A 19,449-nucleotide genomic window follows, 5' to 3' on the forward strand; every position below is an offset into this window, starting at 1 on the left:
GCAGAATGACTCTGGTTGTGCGCAGAGAATATTTTTCTGTTTTGAAGCGCTGAATGGCTATATCGCAGAGTTATCGTGTAATCAGTCTGACGGATAATGACTGATTATCCGCATTCACCGATGTGGTTGCGCTCAATGCCAGCAGGCGGTCGATATTCGGATGCTTGCCCGGAAATGCTTTGGCATCCGCCGTATGTTCCGCATATAACGTCAGCCCCTTGGTCGCTGCTGCTGCATTAATGCGGCCGAATTCCTGTGTCAGCGCGTGATAGACGCGCACACTGCCTGCGGTGCCAGGCTTGTTTTCCAGGCGGGTGACCAGTCCTTCATCGTTCGATAATTCCAGCGCAGCAATATGATCGATGGCAGGCAGGGTGGCTAAAATCTCAGTGAATTGCATTCTGTTTTCCTTTAACATAACAGAGTGATCGCATCGAAAAATTGTGCATGGCGATGCCGTCAGCTGATCTGAAAATGCTTAAAAAGCAGGTTCCATCATCATCATCATGGACAGTTCTTTTTCTTATCAATTTGCCGCTTGATCAAGGATACGAAAAGTTGAAATATGAAGAACAAACCACCAGATTTTAATGTTTCATTCATCGTGTATGGACTGCCTGTGAATAGCGCAATGCCATGGACGATGAGAATCGCGACGATGGTTGTTAATACACAGTTGATGAATATTTTTAACATTTAAAAAAACTTTACTGACGCATGAACTCACGCAGGGCAAGGCGAGTAAACGCTTTAAATTGTACCTGCTATTTTACAAAGGCAGATTTTGTGGTGTTTTTTAAATTGACAAATGAGTGTACTGCTTTGCTCTGTGCACGATAAAGTGAGATTGATCCGTGCTACTTGAAGAGTTTGCTGTTCTGAAATACAAAAAGCGCATCCACGGTGGATGCGCTTTTTATATGGGTGAAGCTATTGGCGCAGATCAGTTCTGCTGAGTTTTCTGCGTATTCACTGCAGTGACTTTATTGTCCGCACCAGTTTTTGCTGCGGCCAGCCGGGCTTCTTCATTGGCTTTGGCACGGGCAGCTTTTTGTGCCGGATACCAGATGAAGCTTTCGCTGCCAATTTCTTCACCGTCAGCGCGTGCCTGTACCAGTTCGGCAATGATTTCTGCACGGGTTTTAGCGGCGGGAACCGGTGTTTCGGCAGCAATTGCAGCGCTGCTGCCAAAAGCGATCAGGGCGAATGTCAGTATGATTTGTTTGAGTGTCATGATAATTCCTGTCTGTATGAATCAATCTATAGAGACTGCCATGCATGCGTCGTTTTCAATCATTATGAGAAGTGGTGCGCACTTCCGATAATGACTGCAACAACGTCGTTGCAGAATTTGCGGCAGTTCGGTGTATGCGGGCTGCATCCATTCAGATGTCGCCTTGAGCCGACGGATGCAGTGTAGGCTTTCCTGTGCAAGCAATAAAGTGGCTTATTGGGAATATACTATTGCTGAATTGGGAATAATCAGGGGCTTGAAAATGGACAGATTGCAATCAATGCGACTTTTTTCAAAAGTGGTCGAACTCGGTAGTTTTGCCCGTGCGGGTCAGGCGCTGGAAATGTCGAATGCGGTCGTGACACGCTATATTGCAGACCTTGAAAATCATCTGGGAACCCGGTTACTGAACCGCTCAACGCGGCGCCTGTCACTGACGGAAACTGGGCATGTGTATCTGGAGCGGGTGCGCCAGATTCTGGCTGACATTGATGATGCCGAGGCAGTTGCTTCGTATGCGTCCAGAAAGCCGGGCGGGACGCTGCGACTGTATTCTGTGCCGCATTTTGGCAAAGCCCAACTGGCACCGCTGCTGCCGGAATTCGCCAGGGAATTTCCGGATGTGGTTCTGGATATCAAAATCACGGATCGCCATGTTGATCTGGTGGAAGAAGGAATCGATGTCGGGTTTTTTCTGAATCTGCAAAAAGTCGATGCCAATATGATTTCTCGCAAGCTGGCGACATCTGAAGTACTGGTCTGCGCTGCTCCGGCCTATCTGGAAAAATATGGTACCCCGGCGACGCCGGACGATATAAGTCAGCACCGTTGTCTGAATTTCAGTTATGAATTTTTGCGTGATCACTGGCCTGTGCGCGAGCGCTGTCAGGATCCGTCTTCAATGCGTCAGATTCCGATACAAAGCAGTCTGATTTCCAATAATGCCGATGTGCTGCGTGCCTGCGCTCTGGCTGGAATGGGGCTGGTATTACGCACTTCATTTCAGCAGGGGGACGATATTGAGCAGGGGCGGCTGATCCGTCTGTTTCCTGAACATTGCTTTGGCACGGTATCTATTTCCATGGTGTATCCGAGCCGGCGCCAGCTTTCTGCGAAAGTGCGCAGCTTTGTTGACTTTATCGCTGCCCGCTTTCCGCATCCGGAACAGGATATCTGGCAGCAGAATGTCTGAAGGTTTTTACCGTGACCGCATGGCGGTTTTCTGAAAAAAAAGCAGCCCGCAGGCTGCTTAAAAGGATTTTTCATCCGGGAGACGCTCACATGTCTGCCGCAGATCATAATCGGGCTGAATGACGCAGTGATGACACGGGCCTTTTGGGACGTCATCCGGCCCGACGCCTGCATCTGGATTGCCGGATAGCCAAAATCACTGCGAAACCGCTTTTTCCGATGGATTTCTCTATGTAAACGGTGAATATTCACGGTGGATTGTCTATATAATGCCCGCAGAAAATTAGCGGGTTTTTTATTGACATGATTGACATCCTTGTACAAGCATCTTCATGAATACACTTATCTGGTTCGTTATTTTGTATTGGGTTATTTCTGTAGGTATCGGCCTGTATGCGGCCCGCTATGTCAGTAACTCCAGGGATTTCGCCGTTGCAGGGCGTTCATTGCCGATGTATGTCGTGACGGCGACGGTGTTTGCCACCTGGTTCGGCTCGGAAGCGGTGCTCGGAATTTCCTCGACTTTTGTCAAGGAAGGACTCAAGGGGGTGGTGGCTGATCCGTTCGGATCGTCGCTGTGCCTGATCATGGTGGGGCTGTTTTTCGCCAAACCTTTGTACCGGATGAATTTGCTGACCATCGGAGATTATTACCGCAACAAATTTGGTCGCATCGTGGAAATTCTGGTGACCCTGTGTATTGTGATTTCCTATCTGGGCTGGGTTGCAGCGCAGATCAAGGCGCTTGGGCTGGTGTTTAATGTCGTCTCCGGCGGTTATATCACGATGAATACCGGCATGATGATCGGTGCTGCCAGCGTGCTCATCTACACTCTGATGGGCGGCATGTGGTCGGTGGCGATTACTGATTTTCTGCAGATGATCATTATTGTGGTTGGCATGATTTATATCGGCTGGGAAGTGTCGGGCATGGTCGGTGGTGCCGGCATGGTGATCGAACATGCGGCAAGCGCAGGCAAGTTTGAATTCTGGCCCGCACCGACGGCCCGCGAAACATTATGGTTTTTTGCTGCCTGGATCACGATGATGCTGGGTTCCATTCCGCAACAGGACGTCTTCCAGCGTGTGGCTTCTTCAAAAAATGAAGCGATCGCCGGCCGCGCCTCGATTCTCGGCGGCGTTCTCTATTTCTGTTTCGCCTTCATTCCCATGTTTCTAGCGTACTCCGCAACGCTGATTGATCCTGGTATGGTCGCCAGTCTGATCGATAAGGATTCGCAACTGATTCTGCCGACCCTGATCATGACCAAAGTGCCAATGCTGGCGCAGGTGATGTTTTTCGGTGCGTTGCTGTCGGCGATTAAAAGCTGTGCCAGTGCGACTTTGCTCGCGCCTTCCGTCACATTTTCCGAAAACATCCTGAAGCCGTTTTTCCCCAGACAGAACGACAAGCAATTCCTGCTGATGATGCGTATTGTCGTGCTGGCATTTACGGCAGTGGTGACCCTGTTTGCCATGAATACCGAATCCAGTATTTATAAAATGGTGGAAAATGCCTACAAGGTCACGCTGGTGGCGGCCTTTGTCCCGCTTGCGTTCGGCCTGTACTGGAAGCGTGCCACTGCACAGGGCGGGCTGGTTTCGATTCTTCTCGGTATCGGATGCTGGGTGGCGCTGGAAATCACTGCGCCGGAAGGATTCTGGCCGCCTCAGCTGGTGGGTGTGCTCATGAGTATGGTCGGCATGGTATTGGGTTCATTGTTGCCTCAGGTATCACAGGGTAAGGCGGCAATCTGAGCGCTTCTTGACGCAATGCGCAAATTCTTGCTGAAAACCTTTATAATTCAGGGTTTTATCAGTTTTTTGGGGCAAGAGTATGCCGATTTACGCTTATCGTTGTGAAGAATGCGGTTTTGCAAAAGATGTCTTGCAAAAAATTTCCGACGCGCCGCTGAATGATTGTCCTGCGTGCGGTAAGGCTGCGTTTAAAAAACAGGTCACTGCGGCCGGTTTCCAGCTTAAAGGTTCTGGCTGGTATGTCACCGATTTCCGTGGTGGTTCGGGCGGCGCTGCCGGCACATCAGCGCCTGCTGTGGCGCAGGATGCCGCTACTGCTGTGACGGAAACCGCAGCACCGGCTCCGGCGGCGGGCGAAACAGCCTCCGCCTGATTTTCCCTTAACCAGTCGTCTTCACGTTTTTCACTGACCATGCTGAGAAAATATTTTATTACCGGCCTGCTGATCCTGGTTCCGCTGGCGATCACCTTCTGGGTTCTGCACGCCATTATCAGCACCATGGATCAGTCCCTGTTGCTGCTTCCCGAGCAATGGCGGCCAGAAGCGGTGTTCGGCTTCCGGGTACCGGGTTTGGGCGCCGTGCTGACTGTGCTGATTATTTTTGTCACAGGTTTGCTGACCAGGAATTTCATTGGCAATTATGTGGTGAAAGCATGGGAAGGACTGCTGAACCGCATCCCGATTGTGAATTCGATTTATTCGAGTGTGAAACAGGTATCGGATACCCTGTTTTCGTCATCCGGCAATGCATTCCGCAAGGCCGTGCTGATCGAGTATCCGCGCCAGGGTTCATGGTCGATCGGTTTCCTGACCGGCGTGCCGGGTGGCGATGTTGTGAATCACCTGCAGGGCGACTACGTGAGCGTCTATGTGCCGACAACGCCGAACCCGACGTCCGGTTTTTTCCTGATGGTGCCGAAAAAAGACGCCATTGAACTGGATATGAGTGTCGATGCGGCACTGAAATATATCGTCTCCATGGGTGTGGTGGCTCCCGAACATCTCCCCACCGACAAGAAATAAACGGCCAGGCAGCCAAAAGCTGCCGGCTGACTCATTTTTAATTTTGAATACAGACAGGTAAGAAATTATGTCCATGCGTACCCATTACTGCGGCCTCACTACTGAGGAATTACTCGGCCAAACCGTCAGCCTGTGCGGCTGGGTGCATCGTCGTCGCGATCACGGCGGCGTGATTTTTATCGATCTGCGCGACCGGGAAGGTCTGGTGCAGGTGGTATGTGACCCTGACCGTGCAGATGTGTTCAAGGCTGCCGAAACAGTCCGTAATGAATTCTGCCTGCGGATTACCGGTCTGGTGCGCGCACGTCCTGAAGGCACAGGTAACGTCAACCTGAAGTCCGGCAAAATCGAAGTGCTCGCGCACCAGGTTGAAATCCTGAATGCATCCGTTACGCCGCCATTTCAGCTGGATGACGACAACCTGTCTGAAACTACCCGTCTGACGCACCGCGTACTGGATCTGCGTCGCCCGCAGATGCAGAACAACCTGCGCCTGCGCTACAAGGTTGCGATGGAAATGCGTAAGTTCCTCGATGCGAACGGTTTCATCGATATTGAAACACCGATGCTGACCAAATCGACCCCGGAAGGCGCACGTGACTATCTGGTGCCATCGCGCGTGAATGCCGGCGAATTCTTCGCCTTGCCGCAATCGCCGCAATTGTTTAAGCAATTGCTGATGGTGGCTAACTTCGACCGTTATTACCAGATCACCAAGTGTTTCCGCGACGAAGACCTGCGCGCTGACCGCCAGCCTGAATTCACCCAAATCGACTGCGAAACCTCGTTCATGTCCGAGCAGGAAATCCGTGACATGTTTGAAGGCATGATCCGTCTGGTGTTCAAGAACACGCTCGATATTGATCTGCCTGATCCATTCCCGGTCATGGAATTTGCTGAAGCCATGGGCCTGTATGGTTCCGACAAACCGGATATGCGCGTCAAGCTGAAGTTCACAGAACTGACCGACGTGATGAAGGATGTCGATTTCAAAGTGTTCTCTGGTGCCGCGAATATGCACAATGGCCGCGTGGTCGGCCTGCTGGTGCCGGGCGGCGCGAACATGCCGCGTTCCGAGATTGATGCCTACACCCAGTTTGTCGCGATTTACGGCGCTAAAGGTCTGGCGTATATCAAGGTCAATGAGCTGGCAAAAGGCCGCGATGGTCTGCAATCTCCGATCGTTAAAAACATCCACGATGCGGCACTGACGCAGATTCTGGAGCGTACTGGCGCGAAAGACGGTGATCTGATTTTCTTCGGCGCCGACAAGGCAAAAGTCGTCAACGATGCGATCGGCGCGTTGCGCGTGAAGATCGGCCACAGCGAATTCGGCAAGGCAAATGGCTTGTTTGAAGACGTGTGGAAACCATTGTGGGTGATCGATTTCCCGATGTTTGAATACGATGAGGAAAACGATCGCTGGACAGCAACCCATCATCCGTTCACTTCTCCGAAAGATGGTCATGAAGATTACATGGCAACCGATCCGGGCAAGTGTGTGGCGAAAGCTTACGATATGGTGCTGAACGGCTGGGAATTGGGTGGCGGCTCTGTCCGTATCCATCGTGCTGACGTGCAGGCAAAGGTATTTGATGCACTGAAGATCGGCCCGGACGAGCAGCGCCTGAAGTTCGGCTTCCTGCTGGATGCATTGCAATACGGTGCGCCACCACACGGCGGCCTGGCATTTGGTCTGGACCGTATCGTGACCATGATGACGGGCGCGGAATCGATCCGTGACGTGATTGCTTTCCCAAAAACCCAGCGCGCACAGTGCCTGCTGACGCAGGCGCCATCAGCGGTGGACGAGAAGCAATTGCGCGAACTGCATATCCGTTTGCGTGCCACGGAGCCGGCGATCAAAGCCTGATACTGCTGACAGCCCGGTGCAACACTGACGGGTATCACAAAAAAGCGCGGACCTGGTTCCGCGCTTTTTTTGTTCATTTTTATTCAAATGCGAAGATTGCCGCCACATCGGCTGATAAGTTAATGATGAATGCTGCCTCATCGCATGCGGCATCAAGAAAAGTATTCGCGGCAGCATTTCCTGAGTGCGCAAAACAGAGTTATGTGTGCAGCATGGTAATAATGTTACATATTTTACATGTTAAATTAACTACATTAATCGATAACTGGTGTAAATTTTCCGGTTTTCTGACTTTTGAATCTGATCACGACATTCCGTTTGAGATATTCTCGCCAGGCAGGTGCACTGGCATTGATGGTGGCTGCGCTGGCATTAACCGCATGCGGTGAAAAGAAAACCGAGCTGGGTCAGGGGAGCTCGGAAGTGACGGGTTCTGCCGGACCGGCAGGGGCGAAAGACGCGAGCAAGTCACTGACGCGGTGTGGCGCACCGGTTGCGACGCTGGCGCTGGTCGAAAATCCGAATGGCTACACTATGCAGAGTTCCTATAATCTGCCGACCTCGCCGGTGCCGCTGATCCGCCTGCTGGCGCAGCAAAGCGGATGCTTCCGCGTGGTCGATCGCGCTTCGGGTCTGAAGGCGGTGATTCAGGAGCAGAATTTGCAGGAGCAGGGCATACTCCGCAAAAATACGACCGTGCACAAAGGCAAGGGTTATGAAGCGCAATACACCATTACGCCAAGTCTGACATTTTCAGAAAGCCATGCCGGCGGCGGAATCAGCGCCATCATGGGTATGATTCCTTTCCTCAAAAATTTTACCGGCTACGCTGAGAAAGTCAGTTTCAAAGAAGCGCAGGTGGCTTTGCTGCTGACCGATAACGAGACGACAGAGCAGATCGCCGCATCTACCGGCGCTGCCAAATCGACCGATCTGGGGATGGGCGGACTCAGTTTTGGCGCGGGTGCCGGTGGCTTTGGCGCTGGCTGGAGCAACACCAATGAAGCGAAAGTCATTGTGGCGGCTTTCCTCGATGCGCATAACAAACTGGTGGCACAGGTGCAGCAATTGCAGGGCAAGGAACTGCCGCCAGCAGTGCCGGTGAAGTAAGGTCCGCGAAATGTGGATTCCGCCACGGCTGACAGACTGATCTGTCAGCCGTGGTCATTTTCCGGTACGGCGCATTGATGTGCTTGTCGTATTGACGCAGGGCGCTTTGCTTGCGTGACACCGGTCTCCTCTGGCGTGTCTCAGAATAAGTTATTGCGCTGTATTAAGTTAAGTATTGTCAATTCCTGACGGCAACGAAATTTGGCGTCACAGACATGCTATAAAGATGACTCACTCCCGAATTGTTCGGCAAGTGCATTACAAGGAGTCGCTATGAAGCTGAGTTCTGTCTATCTTGCTGCCAGCCTGACTGGCGCTGCGGTTTTGTTGTCCGCCCCGGTGTTTGCTGCCGAACATGGCAGCGAAGCCGAGGCGCAGAAAATGGTGAAAGAGGGCGTCGCGCTGGTGAAATCAGCCGGGGCTGAAAAAGCCTATAAGGCCTTTACCGAGCATCCTGATGGCGCGTTCAAGGAGAAAGACCTGTACGTGTTCGCGTATGACTTTGAAGGAAATTGCCTGGCGCAGGGCGCCAACCCGAAGATGGTTGGTAAAAATCTCATCGGGATGAAAGACGTGGATGGCAATGCTTTCATCAAAGGCATGATTGACATGGTCAAGACCGCATCCAAAGGCTGGTACGGCCCTTACAAGTTCAATAACCCGGCAACACAGAGTTACGAACTGAAAAAATCCTATTGCGAACGTGGTGCCGGCGACAGCATGATTTGCGTTGGCGCGTATTCCGGCAAATAAATGCCGCTATCTGGCCGGATCATGCGGATGGTGAGTGTTTAAAAAACGGTCGCCATGCGCGGCAGACCGTCACAACTGCCTGCTGCCGCTGAACAGCGCCACGGACAGCAGTCGCAGTATTCGCGTTGCACCTGCAAGGACAAAAAAGCCTCAGCTTGCTGAGGCTTTTTTGTGGGGCGCCAGAAACCGTCAGCATACCGTTCTGCGAAGAAAAAGTGCGTAAAGATGCGATAATGAAGACCGTTTCCTTCCGCATTTTTGCATGACATGAATTTTAAAATTCCAGAATCGGTGCTGGTCGTTATTTACACTCCGGAAAAAGAGGTGCTGTTGATGGAGCGTGCCGACCGGCCCGGCTTCTGGCAATCCGTGACCGGCTCCAGAGACACGGTGGATGAGCCTTTGCGGGCCACCGCCCTCCGTGAAGTGAGGGAGGAAACCGGGATCGACGCAGCGCAGTATGCGCTGACCGACTGGCAACTGTCGAATGTGTATGAGATTTATCCGGTCTGGCGCCACCGTTATGCGCCGGGTGTGACGCATAATACGGAGCATGTATTCGGTTTGTGCCTGCCAGCGCCGCAGCCGGTGATGCTGGCACCCAGAGAACACTTGCAGTATCAGTGGCTGCCGTGGCAAGAGGCGGCGGACCGCTGTTTCTCAGCGTCGAATGCAGAAGCCATCTTATTGTTGCCTGATTTTATTCCTGCCTGAACCTGCGATGAAACTCAGCATTGCGACTTACAACATCCATAAAGGTGTCAGCGCCTTCGGGCGGCAGGCACGCATACACCGGATTAAAGAGGCGATTTCCGCGCTGAATGCCGATCTTATTTTTCTGCAGGAAGTGCAGGGACAACACGATCACCATGCCCGGCGTCATGCGCAATGGCCGCAGGAAGCACAGCATGAGTTTCTGGCAGGAGAGTCGCATCATGCGGCATACGGCATGAATGCGGTGTATGAGCATGGGCATCATGGCAATGCCCTGCTGAGCCGTTTTCCGATTGCGGCGTATGCGAATCACGATGTTTCCGATCATGCTTATGAACAGCGCGGTATCCTGCATGCCGTGGTGCATACCGGCGCTCATGAGTTGCATTGTTTTGTGATTCATCTGGGCTTGTTTGCTGCCAGCAGGCGGCGTCAGATTCAGGCACTGATCGACACGATACGCCGCGATACGCCGGCGGATGCGCCGTTGATCATTGCCGGTGATTTCAATGACTGGAATCAACGCCTGAGCGCCGCGCTGTATGAGCAGCTGGGCGTGGTTGAGGCGTTTGACCATCGCGCGCCGCATGATGCTTCCCGCCTGTCGCGCAGCGGGCTGGGACATCTGTTCCGCCAGTCGCAGAATCTGCACGCCCGCACCTTTCCCGCCGGATTTCCCTGGCTATGTCTGGACCGGGTCTATGTCCGTGGTTTTGATGTCCGCCAGGCCCATGTGATGAAAGGTGCGCCGTGGAAGGATTTGTCGGATCATGTTCCCCTCTGGGCCCATCTGGAGTTGCGCCCAGAGCGTTAAACCATGCGAAAAATTGAATACATCGACGGCAATCAGGTGCATTTACTGCACTGCGGCGGCGAGTATTTTTCGGCATTGCTGGCAGCGATCAGTCATGCCCGGCATGAAGTGTATCTGGAAACCTATATTTTTTCGGACGATGCCGTTGCTGCGCAAATCCGCGATGCCCTGATCGGCGCGGCGCGGCGCGGGGTGGTGGTCAGGGTGGTAATTGACTGGCTGGGCAGCGGCCGCGATCTGGCAGTAAAGCTGATGCGGCAGTTGATCGCGCACGGCGTGGAATGCCGCTGTTTCAATCCGTGGTTCCGGCGCGGGCTGGCCCGCACGCACCGCAAAATCTGCGTCACCGATCAGCAATCTGCGTTGCTGGGCGGGCTCAACATCATCGACGATTATGTGTCGGATGATGGAAAAAAACAGGTACTGCCTTTTCCGCGCTGGGATTTTGCCGTCCGGATTCATGGCCCGCTGGTGACCCACATTCATCTGGAAGCCGAGGCGCAATGGTTGCGCATCGGCAGCCTGAAGCTGCGTTCCCGCATCGACCTGATGCGCGATCTGCGGGCGGATGCCCGGGTTGCCAGCACGCCGCGCAGCCGGGCAGCGCTGGTCGTGCGGGACAATCTGCGCAATCGCGCAACAATACAGAAAGCCTACTTGCATGCACTGGGCAATGCGCACCGGCGCGCCGTTCTGGTCACGCCGTATTTTGCGCCCGGCCGCAAGTTCCGCCGTGCCCTGATTTCGGCAGCTGGCCGCGGGGTGGAGGTGATTTTGCTGATCGGGGTCGAACAGTTTGCGCTGCAGGATGCGGTCGCTCACTCTTATTACCCGAAACTGCTGAGCAAGGGGGTGCGGATTATTGAGTATCGCAAAACCCAGCTGCATGCCAAAGTGGCGGTGATTGATGACGACTGGGCGACGGTCGGTTCCAGCAATTTTGACGGTCTGAGCCTGTTTGTGAATCACGAAGCCAATATCGTGATCCGTGATCCGCAGTTCAACCGGCTGCTGACTGCCGAACTGGAACAGGGGATTGCCGATGGCGTCGAGGTGGATATTGCTGCTTATCAGCATCATCCCTGGTATCAGCGTGCCTGGTATGGGCTGGCCTACCTGCTGTACCGCGGTGTGATGCGGATTGCGACGCTGGGAAATTACGGATGAAGCTGTTTGGCGTGGACTTCACATCGGCACCGTCGCGCAGGAAAGCCATCACGATTGCCGGGGGCATCTGGGAACAAGAGGTTTTGCAGGTGCAGGAATTACACAGGCTGACGGATTTCGGCAGTTTTGAACAATGGCTGCGGCAGGATGGCCCGTGGCTGGCCGGTTTTGACCTGCCATTTTCGCTGCCGCGTGAACTGGTGCAGACACTGGCGTGGCCTTTGCAATGGGCGGCGCTGATGCGGCATCTCCAGACTGTGCCGCGTGCTGAGCTGCGGGCGCAGTGCAAGGCGTTTTGTGATGCCCGTCCCGCCGGACAGAAATTCGCCCACCGCCAGACCGACCGGCCTGCCGGATCATCGCCTTCGATGAAATGGGTCAATCCGCCGGTTGCTTACATGCTGCATGCCGGTGCGCCCCGGTTGCTGCAGGCTGGCGTCAGCATTCCGGGCATGGTGACCGGTGATCCGCAGCGCATTGCCGTCGAGGCTTATCCCGGCATGGTGGCGCGCAGTGTGACAAAAAATTCCTATAAAAGCGATGATCCTGCCAAACACACCATTGCCAGACGAGATGCGAGGATGCAGATCATCGCCGCGCTGGAAGCCGGCACGACGCCCTGGCGCATTCGCGTCGACTGCTCTGCCGTCAGGGAGTCGCTGATTGAAGATGGCAGCGCCGATTTGCTCGATGCGGTGTTGTGCCAGATGCTCGCCGCATGGTCGTGGCAGCGCCGGGAGCAGCAGTTTGGCATGCCGCTGTTTGATCCGCTCGAAGGCTGGATTGCAGGCTGCGATGTGCTGATGCCCGCCTGAAGAGGCAGATGCTGAAAGAATTATCTGCGCTTTGCTTGTTCCGAGCAGATACCTTTTTCAACTGCCGGCTGCCATATCAGTAGTGAGATCACCCAGGTAATAAAAATATACTCCCAGGGAGTATGTTGAAATTCCCAATAAATTCCAGGGCTACAGACTGCTTTTATTAAAAATCAGGGGGAGTATATTGAGTTGACCCTGCTGACACAGATGCAATGCTTTGTCGCTGACGAGTGTGCTACTGGATTACTGGATGTTTGCGCTGTCTTTGCGTGGTATTCGCTTCGTATTTGCAGGATTGTCCGGATTGAGGCGGCTTACTGTTCTGCTGTGGCAGCGCGGATGCCGTGACTGATGAAGCGCAGCAGATAAGGGGTGGCGTGCTGCAACGGGGCATCGTGTTCATCCAGATGCGACAGACGGGTATCGACCACGTGATGCAACAAGGCGCCCAGCATGAACTGATAGCTCCAGCGGATGCTGTCGTTGCTGGCATGCGGCAGTGCGTCGCGTAATGCCGCAATGCATTCCCGCGCCATCGGATCGTAAAAATCTCTGGCCACGCGCTCGCTGGCTTCGTGCTGGTCAATCGCGCCGCGCATCACCACACGGCAGAAATACTGGCCCTCGGGATGCTGATTCAGCTCCAGCGTGGGCAGCACAAACGCGGCGATGACGGCATCGAGCATATTCCCGCCGGTATGCTGCCGCCGCGCATCCCGCAGCTGGTTCAGGCGGTTGCCCAGATAACTGCTGTGGTATTCAAAAATTGCATGATACAGCTCATTTTTAGCGCCGAAATAATAGCCGACCAGTGCGATCGGCACCGCCGCTTCATGCGCAATATCGCGGATCGACACGCCTTCGTAGCTCTGCGCGGCAAAGCATTTCTCCGCCGCAATCAGGATCGCGCGCTTTCTTCCGTTTAAATCTTCCACTGAACGCATGTCCGGTTCTCCGCTCCGCGCGTATGCGGCAACTCACTTGACTGAATTGTACGATCGTTCGAAAAACTGTCTATGCGCGCCGCAGCATGGGATGTTCTGTGCCGATCATGTTTTCGTGGCATAAATGCCTTGTATTTGCCTGCGGGCTGCAATACATTGCATCAAAATAGAATGGACGTACGGAACAGCCGCTGATCACGCGATCTGCAATCTGATGCAGCGTGCCGCCGGCAACAGTTTTCCCGCAATAGGAATGAGAACTACATGAGCGACACCACCCGTATTGATAAATGGCTTTGGGCGGCCCGTTTTTTCAAAACCCGCAGCCTCGCCACCCATGCCGTCGAACTGGGACGGGTGCAGCAGAACGGCCAGCGCGTGAAACCGGCGCACAACGTTAAAACCGGCGATCTGATTGAAGTGCAGCAGGGAGAGCAGCACTGGCAGGTCAGGGTGTTGCGCATACTCGACATGCGCGGTCCGGCCGCTGTGGCGCAGACCATGTACGAAGAAACACCCGACAGCCTGGAAAAACGGACCCGGGCGACAGAAAACAGAAAATATTTCCGTGAACCTGCCGCCGCCATGCAGGGGCGCCCGACTAAACGCGACCGCCGGCAAATCGATCTGGCGCGTGGCTAACGCAGCGCCCGCAGCAGATAGCAATGTGGCGCAATCAGACAGGAGACGCTTACTCAACATCAAGACCAATAACCAGACCGCAAACTGTCACGGGCTGCCGTGCCGGGAAATTCAGGTGCAGACCGGAATGCCGTGTCTGAGAGGGGAAAACATAATAGATACTCTCCTCTAAAGGCGGATTCCGGTTTGACTTTTCATGCGCTGTGCACAATAGTACGAGCGTTCGATTAATTCACTGATTTGCATGATGTATGCGGAAGTGAAATATTTCAACATAAACAATACAATATGAATATGACATCGAAATTCATGCGTAAGGGAGAATTGACCCGTGCTGCCATTCTGGATGTAGCGCTCGACGCCGCCAGCCGTGATGGTATCGAAGGTCTGACGATCGGCCTGCTGGCTGACAAGATGAACATGAGTAAATCCGGCGTGTTTGCCCATTTTGGCTCACGCGAGGATTTGCAGATCGAAGTGCTGAAACTGTATCACCATCACTTTGAACAGGAAGTGTTCTACCCGAGCATGAAAGAAGAGCGCGGTCTGCCGCGTCTGCAATCGATGTATGCGTTGTGGATCAAGCGCGTCACGGTGGAAATTGCGTCGGGCTGCATTTATATCAGCGGTGCAGCGGAATACGATGACCGCCCCGGCCCGATCCGCGACGAACTGGTCGGCATGGTGCGTGCGTGGCAGGGCGCCCTGCACCGGGCGGCCACTCAGGCGATACAGCTGGGGCATTTGCGTGCCGATGTTGATCCCGACCAGATTGTGTATGAAATGTACGGCCTGATACTCGCCTTGCACCACGATGCCAGATTCCTGCGCAAGCCGGGCAGCGTGGACAGAGCCCAGGCCGGCTTTGAGCGAATGATCGAATATTACGCACCGGTCGCCGCATCCGTCTGACAAGGGCGGGCGCAGCGCAGTGCAACAGGTTTTATCCAGTCAAGCAGTATAAAAATTTTTTAGTATTTCAATCTACAGTTCCAACTTTGCCGTCAGGAGAAAATTATGGGTCAATATATCGCTCCATTGCGTGATATGCAGTTTGTGTTGCACGAATTATTGAATGTGGAGTCCGAGCTCAAACAGCTGCCGGCGCACGCTGAAGTCGATGCTGACATCATCAACCAGATTCTGGAAGAAGGCGGCAAATTTACGTCTGAAGTGCTGTTTCCGCTGAATCATTCCGGCGACCGCGAAGGCTGCCATCACGACAAGGCTACCCACACCGTCACCACACCAAAGGGCTTCAAAGAAGCCTATGACCAGTACATCACTGCTGGCTGGCCTGCCTTGTCCTGTGACCCGGAATACGGTGGCCAGGGCTTGCCACTGGTCGTCAATAATTCTTTCTACGAGATGCTGAACTCGGCGAACCAGGCATGGACCATGTATCCTGGCCTGTCGCACGGCGCTTACGAGTGCATCCATGAACACGGCACAGCAGAGCAGAAAGCCCTGTACCTGCCTAAGCTGATTTCCGGCGAATGGACCGGCACCATGTGCCTGACCGAGCCACACTGCGGTACTGATCTGGGTCTGCTGCGTTCCAAAGCAGAGCCACAGGCAGACGGTACTTACAAAATCACCGGCGCCAAGATTTTCATCTCTGCAGGTGAACACGATATGTCCAAAAACATCGTCCATCTGGTGCTGGCACGTCTGCCAGGCGCACCGGAAGGCTCGAAAGGCATTTCCCTGTTCATCGTACCGAAATTCCTGCCAAACGCCGATGGTTCCAACGGCGCGCGCAATCCGATTTTCTGCGGTGCAATCGAAGAAAAAATGGGCATCCACGCCAACTCCACCTGCCAGATGAATCTGGACGGCGCAACCGGCTGGCTGATCGGCGGTCCGCACAAAGGTCTGAACGCGATGTTCGTATTCATGAATGCGGCACGTCTGGGCGTCGGCATGCAAGGTCTGGGCCTGACTGAAGTCGCTTACCAGAACGCACTGGTGTATGCGAAAGACCGCATCCAGATGCGCAGCCTGTCCGGCCCGAAAGCACCGGACAAGCCAGCTGACCCGATCATCGTGCACGCTGACGTGCGCCGTATGTTGCTGACCGCGAAAGCCTATGCAGAAGGCGCGCGCGCTTTCTGTTCCTACGTTGCGTTGCAGCTCGACAAAGAACTGAATCACCCTGACGAAGAAGTCCGTAAAGACTGCGCAGATGAAGTCGCGTTGCTGACACCGGTCATCAAAGCCTTCATCACTGACAACGCATGGACTGCGACTTCCGAGTGCCTGCAAGTGTATGGCGGCCACGGCTTCATCGCTGAATGGGGCATGGAACAATATGTGCGCGACGCCCGTATCAACATGATCTACGAAGGCACCAACACCGTACAGTCGCTCGATTTGCTGGGTCGTAAGATTCTGATGGACAACGGCGCCAAACTGCGCAAATTCGGCGCCAAAGTACAGGCGTTTGTCGAGGCGAACGGCACGAATGAAGCGATGGCTGAATTCGTAACACCGCTGGCGGAGCTGGGCGACAAAGTCACCAAGCTGACAATGGAAATCGGCATGAAAGCCTTCCAGAATCCGGATGAAGTGGGCGCGGCGGCCGTTCCTTACCTGCGCGTGGTTGGCCACATGGTGTACAGCTACTTCTTCGCCCAGATGGCAAAAATCGCACTGGAAAAAGAAGCCTCCGGCGACACCTTCTACAAGGCAAAACTGGCGACTATCCGTTTCTACTTCGCCCGTCTGTATCCTGAAACAGCCATGCTGATCCGCCAGGCACGCTCCGGCTCGGCCAACCTGTTGTCGCTCGAAGCAGATTTGTTCTGATGTCAATGGGCTCTCTTCCTGCAGGGGAAGAGAGCAGAATCAGAGGGGCGGCATGAACCGATGTCATCAGATTGAAGTGCTTGCGTAGCAAAATAGTGCAGGCAGCACCGGATGCGTCACCCCATTTCGTTTTCTGTCACTCCGCTGAAGAAAACGGGAGTCCAAAGATAATTTGCTTTTCGTTGTTTTACGAATTTAACCGAGGTTAAAAATGACCAATTTCATCGTTAAAAAAGTCGCTGTTCTCGGCGCTGGCGTGATGGGTGCGCAGATCGCCGCACATTGCGTGAATGCCAAAGTACCAGTCGTTCTGTTTGACCTGCCCGCCAAAGAAGGCCCGAAAAACGGCATCGTGCTGCGTGCGATTGAAAACCTGAAGAAACTCAATCCGGCACCGCTCGGCAATAAAGACGACGCCGCGCTGATCGAAGTGGCAAACTACGAAGACAACCTCGACGTGCTGGCTGGCTGCGATTTGATCATCGAAGCAATTGCAGAACGCATGGACTGGAAACACGATCTGTATAAAAAGGTTGCGCCACACATTGCGCCGAACGCGATCTTCGCATCGAACACCTCCGGCCTGTCGATCACTGCCTTGTCCGAAGGTTTTGACGCCGAACTGAAAGCACGTTTCTGTGGCGTGCACTTTTTCAACCCACCACGCTACATGCATCTGGTGGAACTGATCCCGACCGTTGCGACCCGTCCTGAAATCATCGACCAGCTGGAAGGCTTCCTGACAACCACGCTGGGTAAAGGTGTGGTCCGCGCTAAAGATACGCCGAACTTCATCGCCAACCGCGTGGGTATTTTCGGTATGCTGGCAACGATTTACGAAGCCGAAAAATTCGGTCTGACCGTCGATGTGGTGGATGATCTGACCGGCAAGAAACTGGGTCGCGCTTCGTCTGGCACTTTCCGTACCGCCGACGTGGTTGGTCTGGACACCATGGGTCATGTCATCAAAACTATGCAGGACAATCTGGCCGACGATCCTTTCTTCGCCGTCTACAAAACACCGGAAGTGCTCGCCAAGCTGGTGGCTGCCGGTGCGCTCGGTTCCAAAACCGGCGCCGGTTTCTATAAAAAGGTAGGCAAAGACATTCAGCGTCTGGACTTCGCGACAGCACAGTACGTGACTGGCGGCGCGAAGGCTGATGACGTTGTCGCGCGTATGCTGAAAGAAAAAGATCCGGTCAAGAAAATGAAGACTCTGCGTGAATCGACCAATGTACAGGCGCAGTTCCTGTGGGCGATTTTCCGCGATGCTTTCCATTACATCGCTGTGCACGGCGCAACGATCGCTGACAATGCACGCGACATCGACTTTGCAATGCGCTGGGGCTTCGGCTGGAATGTCGGCCCGTTTGAAACATGGCAGGCATCCGGCTGGCAGGAAGTGGCTGGCTGGGTCAAGGAAGATATCGATGCAGGTAAGGCGCTGTGCAACGCACCGCTGCCAGCCTGGGTATTCGACGGCCGTACCGGCGTGCATAGCGCTGAAGGCTCCTGGTCGCCAGGCGGCAACCGCTATGTACCGCGTTCTGACCTGAAGGTTTACGCCCGCCAGGCATTCCGCGCTCCGGTACTCGGCACAGGCGCAGCGACTGGCGCGACAGCCGGTATGACATTCTTCGAAGATGACTCGGTCCGTATCTGGCATCAGAACGACGACGTGCTGATCCTGTCGATGAAAACCAAGATGCACGTGATTGGCCCAGGCGTGATCGAAGGTATGGAAAAAGCGATTGCCGAAGCTGAGAAAAATTTCAAAGGTCTGGTGATCTGGAGTGCAGACGCAGCGGATGGCGGCGCCTTCTCCGCAGGTGCCGACTTGCAGGCGATGCTGCCATTGTTCATGTCCGGCGGTATCAAGGCGATTGAGCCTGCGATTTCCCGTCTGCAAAATGCGCATCAGGCACTGAAATACGCGAACATCCCGGTGGTGGCTGCGGTGTCCGGTCTGGCGCTGGGCGGTGGCTGCGAACTGATGATGCACGCAGCAAAACGTGTGGCATCAATCGAGTCCTATATCGGACTGGTCGAAGTCGGTGTCGGCCTGGTGCCGGGCGGCGGTGGTCTGAAAGAAGCGGCAGTACGTGCCGCAGCGGATGCCAAAGGCACAGACTTGCTGCAATTCCTGAAAAATTACTTCACCAATGCAGCGACTGCAGCGGTATCCAAATCGGCGCTGGAAGCGCAGAAAATGGGTTACCTGTCGGACAGCGATGTGATCGTGTTCAATCCTTATGAATTGCTGCATGTGGCGAAAGTCGAAGCACGTGCGATGTTTGACGCCGGCTATCGTGCGCCAATGAAAAAACTGGTGCCGGTCACTGGCCGTCACGGTATCGCCACGATTGCTGCACAACTGATCAATATGCGTGACGGCGGCTTTATCTCTGCGCATGATTTCAAACTCGGCAAGATGATTGCAGAAGTCGTTTGCGGCGGCGACGTCGACAACGGCAGCCTGGTCAGCGAACAATGGTTGCTGGACATGGAACGTAAGGCGTTTATGGAATTGCTGAATCATCCAAAAACACAGGAACGTATCATGGGCATGATGCAAACTGGCAAACCAGTACGTAACTAAT

General features: G+C 54.1%; 18 protein-coding genes. 15 read left to right on the forward strand and 3 right to left on the reverse strand.

What is annotated here, in order from left to right:
• Window positions 1–70 precede the first annotated feature (70 nt).
• Window positions 71–400, reverse strand: coding sequence for a DUF2322 family protein (locus tag H8K27_RS03280; RefSeq protein ID WP_186861757.1), 330 nt, complete (start codon window positions 398–400; stop codon window positions 71–73).
• 543 nt (window positions 401–943) lie between these two features.
• Window positions 944–1,234, reverse strand: coding sequence for a DUF4148 domain-containing protein (locus H8K27_RS03285; RefSeq protein ID WP_186861758.1), 291 nt, complete (start codon window positions 1,232–1,234; stop codon window positions 944–946).
• A gap of 262 nt (window positions 1,235–1,496) precedes the next feature.
• Here H8K27_RS03285 and H8K27_RS03290 point away from each other — a divergent pair, with 262 nt between their 5' ends.
• The 11 genes from H8K27_RS03290 (at window position 1,497) to H8K27_RS03340 (ending at window position 12,452) form a co-directional block, all read left to right on the forward strand.
• Window positions 1,497–2,426: a LysR family transcriptional regulator gene (locus tag H8K27_RS03290; RefSeq protein ID WP_186861759.1), complete on the forward strand. Its 930-nt coding sequence runs from the start codon at window positions 1,497–1,499 to the stop codon at window positions 2,424–2,426.
• 331 nt (window positions 2,427–2,757) lie between these two features.
• Window positions 2,758–4,182 (forward strand): high affinity choline transporter 1, encoded by a 1,425-nt coding sequence (locus H8K27_RS03295; RefSeq protein ID WP_186861760.1) that lies wholly within the window; start codon window positions 2,758–2,760, stop codon window positions 4,180–4,182.
• A 79-nt stretch (window positions 4,183–4,261) separates the two neighbouring features.
• On the forward strand, window positions 4,262–4,555 hold the full coding sequence (locus H8K27_RS03300; RefSeq protein WP_186861761.1) for an FmdB family zinc ribbon protein: 294 nt from the start codon (window positions 4,262–4,264) through the stop codon (window positions 4,553–4,555).
• Between the two features lie 42 nt (window positions 4,556–4,597).
• Window positions 4,598–5,206, forward strand: a complete 609-nt coding sequence (locus H8K27_RS03305; RefSeq protein WP_186862010.1) for a DUF502 domain-containing protein — start codon at window positions 4,598–4,600, stop codon at window positions 5,204–5,206.
• 67 nt (window positions 5,207–5,273) lie between these two features.
• On the forward strand, window positions 5,274–7,079 hold the full coding sequence (gene aspS, locus H8K27_RS03310) for an aspartate--tRNA ligase (RefSeq protein WP_186861762.1): 1,806 nt from the start codon (window positions 5,274–5,276) through the stop codon (window positions 7,077–7,079).
• 318 nt (window positions 7,080–7,397) lie between these two features.
• Window positions 7,398–8,189: a CsgG/HfaB family protein gene (locus tag H8K27_RS03315; RefSeq protein WP_408058411.1), complete on the forward strand. Its 792-nt coding sequence runs from the start codon at window positions 7,398–7,400 to the stop codon at window positions 8,187–8,189.
• 273 nt (window positions 8,190–8,462) lie between these two features.
• Complete coding sequence (locus H8K27_RS03320; RefSeq protein ID WP_186861763.1) at window positions 8,463–8,942, forward strand: cache domain-containing protein; 480 nt, start codon at window positions 8,463–8,465, stop codon at window positions 8,940–8,942.
• 267 nt (window positions 8,943–9,209) lie between these two features.
• A complete protein-coding gene (gene nudB, locus H8K27_RS03325; protein WP_186861764.1) occupies window positions 9,210–9,656 on the forward strand; it encodes a dihydroneopterin triphosphate diphosphatase in 447 nt (148 codons plus the stop codon).
• A gap of 7 nt (window positions 9,657–9,663) precedes the next feature.
• The gene (locus H8K27_RS03330; RefSeq protein WP_186861765.1) at window positions 9,664–10,470 is read left to right on the forward strand and encodes an endonuclease/exonuclease/phosphatase family protein; all 807 of its coding nucleotides are present in this window, start codon (window positions 9,664–9,666) and stop codon (window positions 10,468–10,470) included.
• Window positions 10,471–10,473: 3 nt separating this feature from the next.
• The gene (gene clsB, locus H8K27_RS03335) at window positions 10,474–11,637 is read left to right on the forward strand and encodes a cardiolipin synthase ClsB (protein ID WP_186861766.1); all 1,164 of its coding nucleotides are present in this window, start codon (window positions 10,474–10,476) and stop codon (window positions 11,635–11,637) included.
• Complete coding sequence (locus tag H8K27_RS03340) at window positions 11,634–12,452, forward strand: DUF429 domain-containing protein (protein ID WP_186861767.1); 819 nt, start codon at window positions 11,634–11,636, stop codon at window positions 12,450–12,452. The genes clsB and H8K27_RS03340 overlap by 4 nt, the downstream gene beginning before the upstream one ends.
• A gap of 317 nt (window positions 12,453–12,769) precedes the next feature.
• Here the strand turns inward: H8K27_RS03340 and H8K27_RS03345 are convergent, their stop codons facing one another.
• Window positions 12,770–13,399 carry a TetR/AcrR family transcriptional regulator gene (locus tag H8K27_RS03345; RefSeq protein WP_186861768.1) on the reverse strand — a complete coding sequence of 210 codons (630 nt, stop codon included), beginning with the start codon at window positions 13,397–13,399 and terminating at the stop codon, window positions 12,770–12,772.
• A gap of 264 nt (window positions 13,400–13,663) precedes the next feature.
• Here H8K27_RS03345 and H8K27_RS03350 point away from each other — a divergent pair, with 264 nt between their 5' ends.
• The 4 genes from H8K27_RS03350 to H8K27_RS03365 all read left to right on the forward strand — a co-directional run bounded on the left by H8K27_RS03350 (window position 13,664) and on the right by H8K27_RS03365 (window position 19,448).
• Window positions 13,664–14,041, forward strand: a complete 378-nt coding sequence (locus H8K27_RS03350) for an RNA-binding S4 domain-containing protein (RefSeq protein ID WP_186861769.1) — start codon at window positions 13,664–13,666, stop codon at window positions 14,039–14,041.
• Between the two features lie 309 nt (window positions 14,042–14,350).
• On the forward strand, window positions 14,351–14,953 hold the full coding sequence (locus H8K27_RS03355) for a TetR/AcrR family transcriptional regulator (protein ID WP_176804307.1): 603 nt from the start codon (window positions 14,351–14,353) through the stop codon (window positions 14,951–14,953).
• A gap of 105 nt (window positions 14,954–15,058) precedes the next feature.
• The gene (locus H8K27_RS03360) at window positions 15,059–16,849 is read left to right on the forward strand and encodes an acyl-CoA dehydrogenase C-terminal domain-containing protein (RefSeq protein ID WP_186861770.1); all 1,791 of its coding nucleotides are present in this window, start codon (window positions 15,059–15,061) and stop codon (window positions 16,847–16,849) included.
• 211 nt (window positions 16,850–17,060) lie between these two features.
• Complete coding sequence (locus H8K27_RS03365) at window positions 17,061–19,448, forward strand: 3-hydroxyacyl-CoA dehydrogenase/enoyl-CoA hydratase family protein (RefSeq protein WP_186861771.1); 2,388 nt, start codon at window positions 17,061–17,063, stop codon at window positions 19,446–19,448.
• Window position 19,449 lies beyond the last annotated feature (1 nt).

This window comes from Cognatundibacterium griseum (assembly GCF_014284195.1).
GTDB lineage: Bacteria > Pseudomonadota > Gammaproteobacteria > Burkholderiales > Burkholderiaceae_D > Undibacterium > Undibacterium griseum.